Annotated in this window: 15 protein-coding genes; 7 read left to right on the top strand and 8 right to left on the bottom strand. The window is 51.9% G+C overall.

The features are described from left to right. Nucleotides 1-158: 158 nt before the first annotated feature. From ribBA to EA58_RS05345, 6 genes are all read left to right on the top strand, one after another. Nucleotides 159-1,262, top strand: coding sequence for a bifunctional 3,4-dihydroxy-2-butanone-4-phosphate synthase/GTP cyclohydrolase II (gene ribBA, locus EA58_RS05370; protein WP_036749962.1), 1,104 nt, complete (start codon nt 159-161; stop codon nt 1,260-1,262). A 197-nt stretch (nt 1,263-1,459) separates the two neighbouring features. Further along, a complete protein-coding gene (gene ribH / locus EA58_RS05365) occupies nt 1,460-1,930 on the top strand; it encodes a 6,7-dimethyl-8-ribityllumazine synthase (protein ID WP_036749961.1) in 471 nt (156 codons plus the stop codon). Then, on the top strand, nt 1,930-2,400 hold the full coding sequence (gene nusB, locus EA58_RS05360) for a transcription antitermination factor NusB (RefSeq protein ID WP_036749959.1): 471 nt from the start codon (nt 1,930-1,932) through the stop codon (nt 2,398-2,400). Before ribH ends, nusB begins: the two co-directional genes overlap by 1 nt. An 82-nt stretch (nt 2,401-2,482) precedes the next feature. Next, nucleotides 2,483-3,460, top strand: a complete 978-nt coding sequence (thiL, locus tag EA58_RS05355) for a thiamine-phosphate kinase (RefSeq protein WP_036749956.1) — start codon at nt 2,483-2,485, stop codon at nt 3,458-3,460. A gap of 3 nt (nt 3,461-3,463) precedes the next feature. Beyond that, nucleotides 3,464-3,949 carry a phosphatidylglycerophosphatase A gene (gene pgpA, locus EA58_RS05350; RefSeq protein ID WP_036749953.1) on the top strand — a complete coding sequence of 162 codons (486 nt, stop codon included), beginning with the start codon at nt 3,464-3,466 and terminating at the stop codon, nt 3,947-3,949. A gap of 124 nt (nt 3,950-4,073) precedes the next feature. Next, complete coding sequence (locus EA58_RS05345) at nt 4,074-6,080, top strand: hypothetical protein (protein ID WP_036749951.1); 2,007 nt, start codon at nt 4,074-4,076, stop codon at nt 6,078-6,080. A gap of 71 nt (nt 6,081-6,151) precedes the next feature. Here EA58_RS05345 and EA58_RS05340 read toward each other — a convergent pair whose 3' ends face one another. The 5 genes from EA58_RS05340 to rlmA all read right to left on the bottom strand — a co-directional run bounded on the left by EA58_RS05340 (nt 6,152) and on the right by rlmA (nt 11,262). Further along, nucleotides 6,152-6,946, bottom strand: a complete 795-nt coding sequence (locus tag EA58_RS05340) for an ABC transporter ATP-binding protein (protein ID WP_036749950.1) — start codon at nt 6,944-6,946, stop codon at nt 6,152-6,154. A gap of 24 nt (nt 6,947-6,970) precedes the next feature. Beyond that, nucleotides 6,971-7,900 carry an ABC transporter permease gene (locus tag EA58_RS05335; RefSeq protein ID WP_036749945.1) on the bottom strand — a complete coding sequence of 310 codons (930 nt, stop codon included), beginning with the start codon at nt 7,898-7,900 and terminating at the stop codon, nt 6,971-6,973. 60 nt (nt 7,901-7,960) lie between these two features. Continuing rightward, a complete protein-coding gene (locus EA58_RS05330; RefSeq protein ID WP_036749942.1) occupies nt 7,961-8,929 on the bottom strand; it encodes an ABC transporter substrate-binding protein in 969 nt (322 codons plus the stop codon). 410 nt (nt 8,930-9,339) lie between these two features. Then, the gene (locus tag EA58_RS05325) at nt 9,340-10,290 is read right to left on the bottom strand and encodes a ChaN family lipoprotein (protein ID WP_036749938.1); all 951 of its coding nucleotides are present in this window, start codon (nt 10,288-10,290) and stop codon (nt 9,340-9,342) included. A gap of 132 nt (nt 10,291-10,422) precedes the next feature. Next, entirely contained in the window at nt 10,423-11,262 is an 840-nt protein-coding gene (gene rlmA, locus EA58_RS05320; protein WP_036749935.1) for a 23S rRNA (guanine(745)-N(1))-methyltransferase, read from the bottom strand. A gap of 411 nt (nt 11,263-11,673) precedes the next feature. Here rlmA and EA58_RS05315 point away from each other — a divergent pair, with 411 nt between their 5' ends. Further along, entirely contained in the window at nt 11,674-12,717 is a 1,044-nt protein-coding gene (locus EA58_RS05315; RefSeq protein ID WP_036749932.1) for a porin, read from the top strand. A 66-nt stretch (nt 12,718-12,783) separates the two neighbouring features. Here EA58_RS05315 and EA58_RS05310 read toward each other — a convergent pair whose 3' ends face one another. Genes EA58_RS05310 through EA58_RS05300 form a run of 3 tightly spaced genes read right to left on the bottom strand, consistent with a single transcriptional unit; the run spans nt 12,784 to nt 17,640 of the window. Next, a complete protein-coding gene (locus EA58_RS05310; RefSeq protein WP_036749931.1) occupies nt 12,784-14,052 on the bottom strand; it encodes a sigma-54-dependent transcriptional regulator in 1,269 nt (422 codons plus the stop codon). Continuing rightward, nucleotides 14,036-16,405, bottom strand: coding sequence for an ATP-binding protein (locus EA58_RS05305; RefSeq protein WP_036749929.1), 2,370 nt, complete (start codon nt 16,403-16,405; stop codon nt 14,036-14,038). The genes EA58_RS05310 and EA58_RS05305 overlap by 17 nt, the downstream gene beginning before the upstream one ends. After that, nucleotides 16,405-17,640, bottom strand: a complete 1,236-nt coding sequence (locus EA58_RS05300) for an ABC transporter substrate-binding protein (protein WP_036749925.1) — start codon at nt 17,638-17,640, stop codon at nt 16,405-16,407. Before EA58_RS05300 ends, EA58_RS05305 begins: the two co-directional genes overlap by 1 nt. Nucleotides 17,641-17,865: the final 225 nt, after the last annotated feature.

The following is a 17,865-nucleotide window of genomic DNA, read 5'->3' as shown; positions in this document are numbered from 1 at the left end:
GGATGTGATTTCACGTTATCTGGAGCGCCTGATGCTGGGAGACAAAGCGGCCCAGGCGGGCGGTTCGTCAGAGCTGAGCATGGAACTTCTGGCCCGGAGTGGCTTCCTCGGCTAAGTAGCCGCCATCATAACGAATAACTAAGGTGAGGGATTGCAACATGGCGTTAAGTAGCGCACAGGAAATTATCGAAGATATCCGTCAGGGCAAAATGGTCATTCTGATGGATGACGAAGACCGGGAAAATGAAGGTGATCTGATTATTGCGTCAGAAAAAATCACGCCTGATGCGATTAACTTCATGGCAACCCATGGCCGGGGTTTGATCTGTCTGACGCTGACCCGTGCGCGTTGCGAGCAGCTGAAACTGCCTTTGATGGTGCAGGACAATACCGAGCAATTCAGTACTAATTTCACGATTTCGATTGAAGCGGCCCAAGGGGTGACAACCGGTATTTCTGCGGCTGATCGCGCCCGGACCGTACAGGCTGCGGTTGCCAAAGACGCGTCCCCGGCAGATATCGTGATGCCTGGGCATATTTTCCCGCTGATGGCGCAGGAAGGCGGTGTTCTGGCCCGTGCCGGTCATACCGAAGCGGGTTGTGATGTGGCCCGTTTGGCCGGATTAGAACCCTCCAGTGTGATTGTTGAAATTCTGAACCCGGATGGCACCATGGCCCGCCGCCCGGATCTGGAAGTCTTTGCGGCACAGCATGGTCTGAAACTGGGCACGATTGCTGATTTAATTGAATACCGCAATAACAATGAGACGACGATTGAACGTGTGGCTGAATGCGTGTTGCCGACCGAATTTGGTGAGTTCGATCTGATCACTTATCGCGATACCATCGATAACCAGATTCATTATGCCTTGCGCAAAGGCAGTGTTTCGCAAGACAACCCGACGCTGGTGCGAGTGCATTTGCAGGATACGTTTAAAGACATTCTGCATTCCGGCGCGTCCCAGTGGACTTTACCTTCGGCAATGCAGCGGATTGCGGATGAAGGCGGCGTCATGGTGATTCTCAATCGTCATGAAACCCAAGAGGGCATGATCACGAAAGTGAAGCAGATGGCTTCTCAGGCAGATGGCGAGCCAAGTGTGAAGCTGAATCCGAAGAATCCATCGCGTCAGGTCGGTGTGGGTTCGCAGATCCTGGCGGATCTGGGCATTGGCAAGATGCGTCTGCTGTCATCCAGTACTCAGCGCTATCATTCACTGTCCGGCTTCGGGCTGGAAGTGGTGGAATATATTTGTCACTGAGGGTGAAGGAGCCGTGGGCTTCCGAACCCGAAATACATTTAACATATTGTTTTCATTCATCTCTGAGCCGGAATCGGGATCGCACTTTACCGCGGTTTATGACTTGACAGTGAAGTCAATTGGTATCACGTATAAATTGTGATAGACTCCCGCGGTTTCTCAATCCGGAAAGAAAAGACATAGTCACAGGAAGGCCCATGAAGGTAATCGAAGGCGCCATCGCGGCACCCAACGCAAAAATTGCTATCGTTATCAGTCGCTTCAACAGTTTCATCAATGAAAGCCTGCTGGAAGGTGCGCTGGACGCACTGAAACGTCAGGGACAGGTAAGCGACGACAACATTACCGTTGTTCGTTGTCCTGGTGCTTATGAGCTGCCTCTGGTGGCCCAGCAAGTTGCAAAAAGCGACCGCTATGATGCCATCGTGGCACTGGGCTCTGTGATTCGTGGCGGTACTCCGCATTTCGAGTATGTTGCCGGTGAATGTAATAAAGGTCTGGCTCAGGTGGCTCTGGAGTACAACACTCCGGTTTCATTTGGTGTTCTGACTGTAGACACAATTGAACAAGCCATCGAGCGTGCCGGTACCAAGGCTGGTAATAAAGGGGCAGAGGCTGCACTCAGCGCGCTTGAGATGGTAAATGTCCTGTCCCAAATTGAATCCTAATGGGGGTTAGTGTGAAACCAGCCGCACGTCGTAACGCACGACACTTTGCTATCCAGGCTATTTATTCCTGGCAAATTACGAAAGGAAATGCTGCCGATATCGAACTGCATTTTCTGTCAGGCGAACAGTTTGAAGAAGAAGCGCATCAGGCGGATGCACCCGTTTTGGCTGCACCACAAACTGATGTGGAGTACTTCCGTGATCTGTTCACTGGTGTGGTGCTGAACCATCAGGAACTGGACAGCAAGATGCGTCCTTATCTGTCGCGTCCGTTGCAGGATCTGGATCAGATGGAACTGGCGCTGCTGCGTCTGGCCGTGTACGAAATCATGAAACGTGAAGACGTACCCTTCAAAGTTGTGATCAACGAAGCTATCGAACTGGCGAAAGTCTTCGGTGCTGAAGACAGTCACAAGTTTGTGAACGGGGTGCTGGATAAGCTTGCACCTGTTCTGCGTAAAAAAGCATAATCGTTTTTTGAAAACGAAACTGAGGCCAGCTCTGCTGGCCTTTTTTCTGGGTAAAACGACCATCAAGAACTTCTGACCTTTTATGGCTAGTAACGAATTCGATTTAATCGCCCGGTATTTTGCCCGTCAGCCCGTTCAGCGGAGTGATGTTGCGCTGGCGATTGGTGATGACTGTGCTTTGCTTGAAGTCCCGCCGGGCTGCCAGCTGGCCGTCAGTACTGATTCTCTGGTTTGCGGAAATCATTTCCTGTCCGGGATGGATCCGGCGCTGGTGGCGAAGAAAGCACTGGCAGCCAATTTAAGTGATCTGGCGGCGATGGGGGCGACACCTGCCTGGGTCTCGCTGGCCATCACTCTGCCTGAAGCAGACGAAGCCTGGCTGGCCCGCTTTTGTGACGGTTTTTTCGAGATGGCCGATTACTATCAGGTTCAGCTCATTGGCGGTGATACAACGAAAGGTCCCTTGAGCCTGACACTGACCGTGCAGGGCTTTGTGCCTCAGGGACAAGCGCTGACCCGGCATGGTGCCGGAACGGGTGATCTGATTTATGTCACCGGCAACCTTGGCGACAGCGCAGCTGGGCTGGCTGTATTGCTGAAGCAGGTGACGGGTACTGATCCTGAGCTGGCAGAACATTTGCTGAATCGGCATTACCAGCCTCAGCCTCGGGTATTGGCCGGACAGGCGCTGCGCGGGATTGCCTCGGCTGCGCTGGATATTTCTGATGGCCTGATCGCTGATCTGGGACATATTCTTAGCCGGTCGAATGTTGGGGCGGTGATTGATGTTGAGCGATTGCCGCTCTCTGCCGAACTGCTCGCGTTCTGTGGTGGTGATCTGGATGCCGCCGGTAAGCTGGCGCTCACCAGTGGTGAAGAGTACGAACTCTGCTTTACGGTGCCGGCTCATCAGCGGGGAGCATTGGATGTGGCACTGTCTCACGCGGGTGTAAAGGCGACCTGTATCGGAAGCATCCGGACCGGAGACCGTGTGACACTTGAAAGGAACGGGTTGCCGCTTGACTGGCAACTGCATGGATACGATCATTTCTCGGGGTAAGTTGTGCGAGATCCCAAACTGTATATCAAACTGAGTAATCCCTGGCATTTGCTGGCAACCGGATTTGGCAGTGGTCTGTCACCTGTGGTGCCCGGCACAGTCGGAACACTGGCGGCGGTGCCATTCTACTATCTGCTGATCCAATTGCCTTACGCGGCTTATCTGGGCATCACCCTGATAGCGGCACTGGTGGGGATTTACATCTGCCACAGAACCGCACAGGATATGGGGGTTCATGACCATGGCAGTATTGTCTGGGATGAATTTGTCGGCTTTTGGATCACGATGGCGATTGCACCACCGATGAGCCTGCCCTGGGTGATCAGCGGTTTTATTCTGTTCCGTTTCTTCGACATGGTGAAACCCTGGCCGATCAGCTGGCTGGATAAAAATGTCCACGGCGGCGTGGGGATCATGGTCGATGACATTCTGGCCGGTTTCATGGCCATGATTACGCTATGGGGACTGGGCCACTGGATGGGCTGGTAGCCCGGGATTTAGCCTTCTTTGAAGCCGTGCATTGCGCACGGCTTTTTTGTCCAATTTTTAACCCGTCATCGTATTGTCTTTCACGCTAAGCTAAAGCTGATTCCCGCTGCCTTGAGGGAGCAGAATGCGTTGCGGAAGACTGATTTGTTTACTGATGATTTTGCTGGCCTGCGCTGTGAAGGCACAGGTTTATCCGTCAACGGGAGCCGCCTGGCTTTTTCCCGGTGGATGGGAAGAACCGCTCTCGACGTCACGCTTTCACTCGGCTGAAGCCGTAAAGCAGTGGGAACTGCACCATGCCGATTTGGTGCTCGGAAGCTGGCAGTCTCCGGCTTTGAATCAACAAAGCCATGTTCTGTTTCCATCTCGGCTTCAGGATCTGGCCTGTGACTCAGATTTGCAGCGCAAGTGGCTTTCACGTCAGGCAGATTTAGCGGACGTGGATGCTGAACGCCTGTTTCTGCACTATGCCGAGGACACCCGTTTGTCGTGGCAGGGTTTGGCATCATCCTCGTTTCCAGAGCTGCCTGAGCCGCAGCCCCGGCAGTTCTTAACTGAGCTGAACGGCCAGTTCAGTCCGGCAAATCTGCCGGTCAATCTGCTGGAATCACAGTCCCTGATTCTGATAGCAGATGAGCCTTTCACGGTACTTGAGCTGGAAGTCGATAGGCCCCCGGCGCAACTACTGTGGCAAAGTCCTATCGGCTGGCAACTGCTTGATGTGCGCTGGCAGCAGCAGGGCGAAACCCGATATACGGGGTATCTGACGATGCCAGAAGGATGGCAACCATCTGTACTGACGGGAGCTACATCTGAGGCCGCCTGGACGATCGCATTGCGCTGGCCGCAGGAAACCCGTGTCGCTTCGCTTCGGTTGCAACCCTGGCTGACTCAGGACGCCAATGGTTTGTTCGTTCCTGGCTGGGATCCGGTGAATGATAAAGATCAAAACGGATTGCTCAGCGACGATGAATTCCAGAGTCGGGTGAATCTTTCCGCGAGCGCCCGCTTTCCCTATCAGGCTCGGGTGCTCGTTCGTGGCCGTCACCCGACATCTTCCTGTGCGTACCGGGTGAATCTGAGCGATCCGGCAGTTCAGAATCTGTTGATAGGATGGTACAGATATCATTGGCGCCGCGAGGGTGCCGCAGGTGGTTACCTGCAACAGTTGAAGCCACTGCTGACAGACAGAAACCAGTCTGTCGTCAGTGGCGGCCAGCTTCTGGAACTCCCTTTTGTCGCAGGAACACCGGAGGCAGAGGATGCCTACTTTGAGTCACTGATGGTCGTGCTTGGTATGTTCAAGCGTCAGTTATCCCCGCCCGTGCTGGCTGCAGATGTCTCAGGACTCGCATTGTGGCAGGAAAATGCACCGGAAGTTGCATTAAAAGGGTTGGTGGATGTCTGGGTGCGGCCTCGTTTAATCACGCCGGCAATGGGCTTGGCCAAGTTGCAGCAAAGCTGGCAGCCCTTTGCCCTGAGTGCGGATGGGGCGCAGCGTGTGTTGATGGTTTCCATGCGAGATGGTTACAGTGATTTGCATCCCGGTAACAGCAAGGCCTGGACGCGTGATGTGGAAACTGGACTGGCACTCTATTACCTGTTCAATCAGCCGGGACTGACGTATTACCATAATTGGGGGCGCAGTCTGACTTATGACAGCGCGAATACGACAGCCCGTGACTGGTCCCGACCCGGTTTGCCTAAAAACTGGGTTTATCAGCCATTTGGGATGCTAAAGGTGGATCTGGGCATTCCCGTTGCAGCCCCGAAAGGTTATAAAGCTGTCTGGTGGCAGGCGGGTTCGTTGCGCGGGGATAGCAGAAAGCCGGCATTGGGCGCATATCCGGTGATTCCGGCGAACTGGTTCTGGCTCTATCGCAGTGGCTGGTTCAGTCGACAGCCCGCAGAAGGGGTGATTGCCCGGCGCTATACGCATGGGCTGGTGGTCTACCGGGCAGTGCAGGAAGCCGGGCAGCAGCGTTTTCAGGAAACCAGACCGATGCGAATTTCCCTCCCCGGTACTTATGAGCAGATCTTTTATGATGGCAGTGTAAGCGAACCCATCAATTACATCGAACTGGGGGGATATCAGGGGGCAGTGTTGCGTAAATCTGAACAGGAAAAGTAAGGCGGGAACAAGCCCGCCTCATCGTTTGGATATTTGTGGTTTGGATATTCGTGGTTTGATATGAATCGGTATCAGCCAAGCAACAGGCTGTCATCTGCCAGCTCTTCCCCCCGAACTTTGCTGAACATGTCCAGCAGATGCTTCACATCCATCTTAGCCCGTTCCTGACCGGCCACATCCAGTACGATATTACCCTGATGGAGCATGACGGTTCGGTCGCCATAGGCCAGCGCATCTTTCATGGAGTGGGTGACCATCATGACAGTCAGGTCAAACTCCTCGACCACGCGTTTGGTCAGTTCCAGCACGAAAGCGGCCATCCGTGGGTCCAGTGCCGCGGTGTGCTCATCAAGCAGCAACAGTTTACTGTCCGCCAGAGTTGCCATGACCAGACTGACGGCCTGACGCTGCCCGCCGGACAACAGGCCGATACTGTCTCCCAGTCGGTCTTCCAGCCCTAATCCCAGAATACTGATTCGTTCCTGAAACAGTTTTCTTCGCTGGGAAGACAGGGCCAGCTTCCAGGTTCGCCGGCTGCCACGCTGCGTGGCCAGCGCCATGTTTTCTTCGATAGTCAGTGAAGCACAGGTACCCGCCAGTGGATCCTGAAAAACCCGGGCCGCGTACTGTGCCCGTTCATAAACGGCTTTGCTGGTGACATCCACGCCATTGATGACCACTTTCCCGTCTGACATCGGCGTTTCGCCACTGATAGCCCCCAGCAGGGTGGATTTACCCGCGCCGTTTGAGCCGATGACGGTCACAAACTGGCGTTCCGGGACGGTCAGGTTGACCCCGCGCAGCGCCTGATTTTCGAGGATAGTGCCTTCATTGAAGGTAACGCGGATGTTGTTGAGTTCAATCATAGTGTTCCTACCTTCTGGTCCGGCTTACGCGAGCTTCTTTTTTGTGGCAACGACCTGTTTTTTCTTCCGCTGAAAATTGCGTTTCATCTTCGGTGCAATCAGTGCTAGCGCTACCAGGACGGCGGTGATCAGGTTCAGGTCGGAGGCTTTCAGACCGAACATGCCAGTACTGAGCGCAAACGCGACCGCCAGTCGATAGAGGACGGAACCCAGAATGACGGCAACAACAGCCACCCAGATTTTCCGGCCCGGGATCAGGGTTTGTCCCAGAATGACCGCCGCCAGACCGACGACAATGGTCCCGACGCCCGAGGTGACATCGGCGAAATTGTTTGTCTGTGCAAACAGTGCGCCGGAGAAACCAACAAAGGCGTTTGACAGTGCCAGACCAAAGTAGGTGTACAGTGCAGTATTCCCTCCCTGAGCGCTGACCATCCGGCTGTTCACGCCGGTAGCACGCAGCCCCAGACCGAAGTCACTGGCCAGCAGGCGAACGACAAACCAACCGCTGAAGATCACCAGTGCCAGAATGACCGCCAAACGGATCAGGCCGGCATCGAATCCCGTGTCATAAGCGAAGTTTTCGAAGGGCGTCAGAATGGTGTCATCACCCAGCAGTGCCAGGTTCGGGCGACCCATGATGCGAATGTTAATCGAGAAAGCGGCGATCATGGTCAGGATACTGGCCAGCAGGTGCAAGATGCCACAGCGTACGGCCAGAAAAGCGGTCACCAGACCACACATGCCCCCGGCCAGAATTGCCATCATTGTTGCGAGCCAAGGATTGACCCCGGCGATAATTGCGGTTGCAGCAACGGCGGCGCCCATTGGGAAACTGCCATCAACCGACAGATCCGGAAAATCCAGAACACGAAACGTCAGATAAACGCCAAGAGCAACCAGGCCGTATACGAAGCCGATTTCCAGCGTACCGATCAAAGCAAAGAAAGACATCAACAACTCCTTATTCCTTGCTGACACCGGCGGGTTAGCCGGTGTCTGAGAGATGTGTGGTTATTTGGTGATTGAGGTTGCGCGGCTCAGCAGTGTTTTCGGGAAAGTGATGTGCAGTTTGGCTGCAACTTTCTCGTTCAGCGCCAGGTCGGAACCGACCGCAACTTTCACGGGTAGTTCGGAGACTTTCTTGCCTTTCAGCAGTGCATCGACATAGTCGGCGGTCTGAACGCCCACCTGATAGTAGTCGAAGCCCAGTGCAGCGAGTGCGCCACTTTCAATATAAGTTGTGGAGGCACCAATGACAGGAATGCCCGCCTGATTGCCAGCATTGACCAGCCCTTCGACGGCACTGGCGACCGTATTATCCGTTGGGGCATAGAGTGCATCGGACTTGGCTGCAACAATCTGAGCGGCCGATTGTACATCTGCACTTTTCAGCGCTGTTCCTTCAACGAGTTCCAGCCCTTTTTCTTTTGCGGCTTTGCGCAGCAGGTCAACCAGCGCGACGGCGTTGGCTTCACCCGGGTTATAAATCACGCCAATCCGTTTGGCATTGGGCAGGATCTCTTGAATGAGTGCGACATGTTGGGCAACCGGAGAGAGGTCAGACAGACCGGTCACGTTTCTTTCTGGTTTTTCAGTGTTACGCACCAGTTTTGCGCCGACAGGATCGGTGACTGCAGTGAAAACAACGGGAATTGAACGGGTGGCTGCAGCCAGTGCCTGTGCGGTAGGGGTGGCAATACCAACCAGAACATCGGGCTGTTCGCCGACAAACTGTTTCGCGATTTGTACTGCGATGGCAGGGTTCCCCTGAGCCGTCTGATAGGTGAATTCCAGGTTTTTGCCTTCTTCGTACCCTTTTTCTTTCAGGCCATCCAGTAAGCCCTGACGGGTGGCATCCAGCGCCGGGTGTTCAACGATCTGAGAGACGGCAACTTTGGCCATTTCAGCAAACGTTGGTGTCGCTGAGAGCGCAAATGCTGCAGCAATGCAGGCCGCAGAAAGCAGTTTGGTTCCCTTCATAATCCAATCCTTGTTCTGGTGTGATAACGAGACGGGTCGCAGGCTATGCCATCCAAAACACCCATCACTGGCATAATGTTTTAGCTCAATGGGAAAAGAAAGAACATCCAAAAATTAACAACAATGTAACAATGTTTGGGGGTGTTCATCTGATTTATTGGATTACTTTGGTGTTATATGTCGTATTGAGGGGTATTTTATGGTTAAAAGTTAGACGTTTTGATTGGTTTTTGGTGACATATTTTTTATTGGTATTTTTGTGATTACAGTGAACTGTCGCTCACTCGGCATGAATGTGGTGAATGCGCTGCGTGTTTTATGAACAATTTTATCAGGAATGAGTCAGTTAGAATGAATGTTGAAGCAGTATGAATCAGGCAGCCAGTATCGGCTGCCTGAGGAAGTGGTGGTTATTCACCAACGCAGGTGAGCTGGCGACTGCGTTTGCCCAACTGAGAGAAGGCTGCTTTCATATTGGCTTCCTGCACATAGCGCGGGGGCAGGGGATGCACTTCAACCTGAAAATCAGATGCGCCTTCAGCAATGGGGCTATCCTGGGTGACTGGGGTCACCATGACGACTTTGAGTTCAGGGTGACGGGCTGCGATGCGAGAAGCCGTCCCTAATCCTTCCGCGGTGTGGAAACGACCGGCGACGTGCAGAATTTGGTGACCGGGATGGGTTTGCAGGTAGTTGACCATGCTTTCGGCCATGGTGTCGTCCCAGGCGGTTTGGGCGGCAAATTGTCGCTCGGTCTGGGCTTGATCACCGTGGTGCATAGACGCAGTGAATCTTTCTTTGTAACTGTCATTTTCCAGTGTAAGTGACTGAGCTACCCACTGGCGCTCTGAGGCAGGAAGACGGTTCAGGTAATCGGCGCCATAGCGACCCACGCAGCGGACGATTGATTTCGGGGCATTGGCGGCAATGACATCCAGTTGATGTGTACGGGCAAATTCGACCAGCGGCCGGTAGTCTGATTCATAGTTTGGCCAGGCATTTCCTTGCTGGATCAGCGCCTGCTCACCAATTTCCCCGCTGAGGTACTGATTCACGACACTTTGTTTATCCCGGGCAAATTGCTCCATTGATAAAGCCAGACGGGGTTGGTTGGCATACAGAGCGGCCAGCAAGCGGGCTTGAAGCAGGTGCGTTGCCGGATGGCTGTGCCATTCTCCGACCAGTACAATATCGGCGTCAGACAACGTATCAGCAAGTTGTTGTTCTGTCAGCGAAATGCCTTGAGGGGATCGAATGGTGTAATCGTAAAAGGTGTCAGGTGGAGCTTGCTCCACCGGTGCTGACGGTGTTGTGCAGCCACTGAGCAGGGCTGTCAGTACAAAGGCATAGCCAGTCTTCATGCATCTCATCCTTTCGCCTGAAACGTCATTGTGATTCGGTATTTATCACAAAATAGACGTGTCAGTGTATTCGTTTATCGGCGCTATGATAGAGAAGACTGGCAGAACACTCAATACTAATGAGAATTAATTTCAATTAGATTGTTGCGCTTCCGTTTCAGCGCGCTGGTAAATGCGAAGTGTGAAATCGGCTTCGCAATTGAATACCTGCTGTTGCGCCAGAAATTGCCAGACCGACTCCGGGGTTTTCCAGGCAAATGGGGTCATCTGCATCAGGGCTGTTGCTTCTGCGCCATTGAGTGTCATGGGGTAATGTAACTGCGATTCGTGAAGCAACGACATACCGGTCAGCGTCTCTGGCTGAATGTCATGCGGTCTGACCTCATCGTAGATCAGGGCTTTTAACTGATGCAGATGCCGTGCTGCCGGGGTCACGGTCAGCAGAATCGCGCCTGGTTTCAGCGTGCGGGTAATCTCTTCTGCTTTACAGGGCGCGTAGATCCGTACCATGGCATCCAGACTGTTGTCGGCAAAAGGCAGACGATGACTGGACGCGACACAGAAATGACAGTCTTTATAGCGTTTGGCTGCGTATCGGATCGCAACTTTGGAAATATCCAGCCCATGGACTTCCAGCGCCGGATGCAATTCGCTCAGGGCACTGAATGCTGTTGTGTAATAGCCTTCTCCGCAGCCGATATCCAGTAAACGAAGACTGTCCGCAGGGGCGTATTGACGAAGCAGTGCAACCACTTGGTCTCTCATCGTCGCATAATGGCCGGCCTCAAGAAATGCTCTTCTGGCCTGCATCATCTCTTTGTTATCCCCCGGATTTTTCGAGCTTTTATGATGCGCTGGCATGAGGTTAACGTAGCCTTCTTTGGCTTGATCAAACTGATGATTTTGTTGACACCGCCAGTGATGGTCCCGGTGTTCAAGAGGCTGATGACATAAAGGGCATTGGTAAGGCATGAGAGAGCACCGAGGTTGAAAAGCGATTTTGAAAACCGATTTTAAAACGCTGGATTGTACCTTGTTTCATTCGGTCAGAGAACCCGTATACAGACGCTGAATATGTGTATTGCATACTCGATTGAGCAAGAGAAAAAAGTGATCTTTTTCACAGAAAAATATTAAGCAGATCAATATGAAACAGGCAGAGTTTTATTAAGGGCATATTCAGGGAGTGGCGCTACTCTATTTGTGCATAAAGTGTATCTCTGCTCTATGCTCTTTTTTGAGGTTGTGAAAATTCTATGGTGCTGGCTTCAGGCTTGAACTGCCTTTCCCTGCAGCCGCTTCGGATGTTTCCAGCCTTGCTTTGTACTTCGGGTGACCGTCATCACTGTCGGAAGCCCCGGATATTTACTCAAGGAAACAAAAATGAAAAAAACACTAGCAGCGGTAATCATTTCCAGCTTCTTTGTCAGTGGCGCGAGCTATGCAGCCAATATCTACAAAGGTGAAGATGGCAGCGAAGTCAATGTGTATGGTCGTTTGGGGTATAACATTACTGATAAAGGGGCTGATAATAATGATACGAATGGTGAATTTGATGCCCGAATTGGTCTTGGAGGCTCACAGCCAATTAACGATCAGTTCTCAGTGATTGGCTGGGGTGAGTATCAGGTGGGCGCAGCTGAAGCAGAGAATTCAGGTGACGACAGCCTGTCTCCACGTTATGTCTGGGCTGGGATTGACGGTAAAGAAATGGGTAAAGTGACCGGTGGCCGTGTTGCGTCTGGTCTTATTATGTTCACCGATATCTCGGATGTATTCGCTTTATCTGATATTGCAGCGGCACGTCAGGTCAACCGAGTGGATGGCACAGCTGTGCAGGTTTTTCGCCAGGATGCGACGCTGCAATACCAGAATAGTGTCAATGGGCTAGACTTTTCTGTTGCCTATATCTTCGGTAACAATGATGAAAATAGCTTTAACCAAGTGCTTGACTACGGTATGAACGCAGCCGTCCGGTATACCTTGGATTTAGGAGAAGGCGGTAGCTTAGCTCCGGTATTGGCGTATCAGTACAATGAAGACAAAGGTGGTAACGAATACAACTTCTGGGGTATTGGCGCAACTTATAAGATTGCAGCCTTTACACTGGGTGCAGAATATTCTGAAGACGAGCTGGACACGGGAGCACCCAATAAAAGTAAAGATGAAGTCTGGGAAGTGGTTGCTATCTACGATCTGAATGATGACTGGACACTGCGTGGTGGTTACCGCAGCTTAGAGAATACGGATGGTGATAACCTGGAACTGAAAGATACGACGCTTGAAGCCCAGTATCACTTAACCAGTCGTTCATCCCTGTTCGCCAGCTATGTATTCCGCGATGGTGATAATGGTACCAATGGCGGTGCAGATTTTGGTGATGCGGAAGAAGATTTCTATCAATTGGGAATTCGTTACGAATTCTGATTTTCTGAATTCAGTGACGAAAGGCCGGAGCATGCTCCGGCCTTTCTGTTTCGTGGCTTATCTGCGTTATCTCGCTTTGTAATCAGCTTTGTCGAGATTGTGCTTTTTCATTCTCAGGTATAGTTTTTTCCGCGGAATTTGCAGATAGTTTGAGACGTCATTGATACGACCGCTAAACAGGTAGAGGGCATCTTCAATGACCTGTTTCTCATAACTGTCGATGAGGTCATCGAGCGGACTGCTCATTTGATCTAAGGGTTTTGTGCGTTCCTGCCCGGCCAGTTTGACGATGCCGATGGCATAGAGTTCGGCGACGTTACGGAGTTCAAGTACATTGCCATGCCATTGATGACGATTCAGTGTATTGATGTAGGCTTTATCAATGACAGGAACGTGTTTATTCAGCTTTTGGCAGCTGGCCTTCAGGAAATACTTGAATAAAGGAGTGATGTCGGTGGACCGCTGGCGTAGCGGTGGCAGCACAAAACGGACCTGACTGAGAAAATAAAATAACTCTGGTACCAGAGATTCACGTTCTACAGCGCCTTCTGCTGTGCCCTCAATAATGGCCAGCACCCTGACTTCACGTTTGCCAAGCCGCTCCTGTTCCAGCAGAAAGCGACACAACCAGCGCTGAGATTCCGGTGGCATCGCGGGCAGGTTGTTAATGCAGATACTGCCACCACGAGCGTTAATCATGGCTCTTTGCAGATCCGGTGTCCGTTCCACTCTGGAACCACACAGCTTAATGAAAGGCCCTTTGCTAATCTCACTGTGATTGTGTAACAGGGTTGCCACTGTGTGTCGCCCGGTGCCGGTTTCGCCTTCGATCAGGACGTCTTTATTGTTATTGGCCGCCAGGGTGATTTGCTCGCGAATTTTCACGATGAGCGGACTGTCGCCCAGCAGGACATCATTTGCCGTTTGTTGCAGTCTTTTTCGGTGTGCAATCAGCTGCTTACGCTTCGGCAGGTGTTTTTCGAGCAGTGCCATCAGTTCGGCCGGCTGTAACGGCTTTTGCAGGAAGTCGACAGCACCATTTTTCAGGGCATCAACAGCCATGGGAATATCGCCGTGACCTGTGATCATGATAACGGGTAAACTGTCATCCAGGGCTTTGACACGATGCAATACATCTTTACCGCTGGTGCCCGGCATGTACATATCTGTGATCACAACGCCAGGCCAGTCTTTGTGCAGCAGGGCAAGTGCCTGTTGTGGGTTTGTGGCCGTTTTTGCCTGATAACCAGCCACCTCAAGCAGGTGCTGATAAGCATCTACAACATCCTGATCGTCATCAATGATCAGCACTTCAATGTTATCGATAATCGTCATACTTCTTTAACTCCAAAACGACCATAGCGCCTCCTTGCAATGTTGACGCAAGGTAAATGTCACCCTCTATTCTGTTCATAATAGAGCGGCAAATGTTTAACCCCAGTCCCAGTCCCACGTCTTTGGTGGTGGTGAAGGGAATAAATAGTTTCTCAATGATGCTGGCCGCAAAGCCGGGGCCGGTATCGCTGACAGCCAGTCGGACGGACTGTTGATCTGCGTGACTGTCGAGAACGTCGACATGGATCTCACGGGTGTCGCTGCCCGCGACAGCATCGCAGCTGTTGACAAACAGATTCACTAAAACCTGTTCAAACTGAATGGGATCAGCCATGACCTGATAGCTGTTGTCGATGTGACACAGCAGGGTGGTTTGCTGGACTTTCATACGATTTTCAATCAGTTGTTGAGCATGACTGACCGATTGTTGAATATCGATCGCCTGAACCGCACGATTGGCCGATTGTTTTTTCGCGAAATTTCGCAGACTTGAGATGATTCGACCCATACGTTCCGTGAGACTTTCCATTTTGTCCAGACTTGCAGGAAGTAGCGTAAAATTGTTCTGACCAACCGCCATTTTTGTGGCAAACAGGTGCGTTGACATGGCAGATAGCGGCTGGTTGAGTTCATGCGCCAGGGATGTCATGGTCTGACCGACGACGGCCATTTTAGCGGCCTGAATTAATTCGTCCTGGGTCGCTCGCAAATCGGCTTCAATGCGTTTGCGGTCCTCAACCTCGGCTTTCAGCTGGCGGTTTCGTTTGGTCAGCGATTCCGTTTTTTCATGCACCATGCCTTCCAGCCAGCGTGCGGCGCTTTCCTGCTCGGTAATATCTGTCATGGTGATGATGACTTTGTCTTCGTGTCCCTGACTGAATTGGCGAAAGTCCAGTCGGAGATAACGCGGCTCATGATGGTACGTATGTCTGATGGTCAGACTACAGGCCTGATTATTTTGCAAAAGACTGCCCGTCTGAAACAAGCTCTTGAGGCGGGTTTCCGTATTGTGGCTAAAGAGCGACCATACTGTGTGCCCCTTGGGAATGGTGTCGGCATGAAAAAGGGCCAGTGCGCTGGGGTTGACTGATTCCACAACACCGGCAAGGTTGCAGGTGATAATGCTCGCCTGAGTATTATTGATCAGGTTGAGTGCATTGCTTTGCTGCATTTCCAGCATTTGCTGGCGGAACTGACGTAAGCTGCCGCCTAACAGGCCGATTTCATCATCGCCGTCCACCTGAATGGTTGCGTTTAGATCACCGTGGGCGACCGCATAAAGATCGTGGCTGAGCTGGTTCAGACGTGTGACAATCCCCCGGCTGACCAGATAAATAGACAGCAGCACTGATAATGTAATGGCCAGTAGTACCACCCCCAATAAAATATAGCTGCTGATGATCACCGAACGTCGGGTATGGTCATTCAGCGCCAGTAAAGAGCTGTCGGCCTGATCCACCATGGCCTGGATGAGTTCTTCCTGATAAATCAGCCGGTTCTGAATTTTTTTATCGTATGTTTGGATAGACTTCTGCAGGCTGGACAGGGTTCGAAGCTGTCGCTCCACCGGACCATTGGGTTCGACCTGACGGATCATTTCATCGAGGTGCTGGCGAAAAAGTGAGGTTGACGGGTAGTGGCTGAGCACATCTCCCATATTTTTCAGTTGCGTTGTTCTGTGGCCAATATACTGAAAGGTATTGGAAATATCCCGGTTTTTGAATTCCATAAATATGTCTTTGACCAACTGGTGCAGTTCGTTTTCCCGAATCGTGATGGATTGCAACAGAGAAAACTCATGAATCATCGACCGGATTTTCTCATCATCCAGTTGGTTGGGATCCAATCTTGTCAGTTGCCATTCCAGTTCCTGTCGGATAGGCACCAGTTCTTCGACGATGTTGAGGTGCAACCAATTCAGCCGGGCTTCTGATTGCGCCAGGATCAGCAATAAGGTGGTTCGCTTGTTGAGCAGATCTGTATAGTCCTCAATATCCTGGAGCAACGTTTCCAGTTCAAGTTTCAGCGCTGGGTAGGAAGCCAGGCTGGCTGTATTGGCAATGGACTCGGTAATTTGCCCGGCCGATTGCGTAATGTTTTGTCTGAGTTCGGCATGGCGCGCGGGATCTTTGTTAAAGCTGATTTTATGCAGGCTGTCTTTGAGTGAGGCGGTATTCCGTTCCAGATGATAACTGGCACGCAGTGTGGGCAGATTCTTGCTGACGATTGCATCAATTTGATCATCCAGGTTCTCCCAGGTGATCAGCGCAATTAAGCTGACGCCAATACTCAGGAAGGCCATCAGGCTAATCGCACTGATTAATCGGTTGCCAATGGTTTTGCGCTTGAGCATTACTGCACCTGCTTCAGAGACAAGAGGACGGCTTGTGATAGCTGAATCGATTCCTGGAGCTGACGACTCATCTCATTTTGTAACCGTTCAACCTGCTGGGCGGACACCGGGTGGCGGCTGGGATCCTGCAAAGACAGGTAACGTGGCTGACTGGCCTGTTCGTGACGAACGACCGGGGTGGATGCCAGTGTTACTGCGCGCGCCAGTTGGGCTGCCTGATGCGGGTCGAGGTCGGGGAGTTGCCGGACCTCATGAATCATATGCCAGGCTTGGTTCAGCAGGGGAAGCTGCTTACTGATACTGATATCGAACAATTGCTGGACGAGGATTGCACGCTGATGCAGCAATTTCTGATCGAGCGGGAATGTGGTCCCATCAAACAGGAGGGGCTCATGGCGACGCCGTTTATACATCGGTGCTTGTGTTATCTGCTTTTGTGCTGATTCTGTAAGCATGAACTGGACAAAGTCTTTCCCGTTCGGTGAAGGAGAGCCGGGAGACAGTGCTGCAATATAGCCGGGTAGGATGAAGCTGTCAGGTTGGTAGCGGAATTGCACAAAAGAAAACAGATTCTGCTGTGCTTTGGCGTCACTATCAATGACCAGACCAATGCCCGCCTGCCCGCTGGCAATCATGTGACTGACCTTTTCACTACTGGCTGAAACTTGATTCAGGTTGCCGCCAACCTGTAATAGCAGCCCCCAGCCTTGATCCCAGCCGTGGCGTTGCAGTAGGTTTTCGACCATTTGATGCGTTGTGGTGGAGCGCGAGGGGCTGCTCATCACCAGATGGTTGTAATAGAGGGGATCGGTCAGCGCTTCCCAGCGTTCAGGCTGAGGAAGTTGATGCCTGTCCAGATAGCGTTGGTTCCAGATCATGCCGCAGCCGGAGTACCCAAGAACCGCGACATGTTCAGTATCCATCGGATGCCTGTCTTGGGTGAGACTGGCGACTGGGAGCAGGGCCTTGCGTTCTGTCAGGGGGCTGAACAGCCGGATTGAGGAAGAAAAGACGACATCAACATTGTGGTCGGGTGCAGCGAGCAAGGCCAGACCATCGGCTTCACGACGTTGTAGGATTTGAACATCCAGAGTTGGGTAATGTTGCTGAAAGCGCTCGATGCTGGGAGAGAGCAACGCGGGATTGTCGGTGGTCAGGATCACCAACTGTTCTCTGTCTCCGGCAAAGGCTGTGCCAGAGAGCAGAATAAGTAAGATGAATTGCCTGAATAACATGACCCAGAATCCTTTCGAGTGTAACAATCGATATTCAGTTTTGTAACCACTGTTCCGTTTTCGCTTGGTTACAGGCATAGGCAGAACCGCGTTTATGCGTTTATATACAAGTTTGCCGGGCCCAGAGACAGTAAAATACAGAAGCGGTTGGCTGAAGTATTAATTGCCTATCGGTTTTTCCGTGCCGGCACGATTGCTTGTGTCCATATTGACCCAAATTTGTAT

Origin of the sequence: Photobacterium galatheae (assembly GCF_000695255.1) — a bacterium.
Taxonomy (GTDB): domain Bacteria; phylum Pseudomonadota; class Gammaproteobacteria; order Enterobacterales; family Vibrionaceae; genus Photobacterium; species Photobacterium galatheae.
The sequence above is the reverse complement of the archived record's forward strand: the minus strand, read 5'-3'. Positions and strand labels throughout refer to the sequence as shown.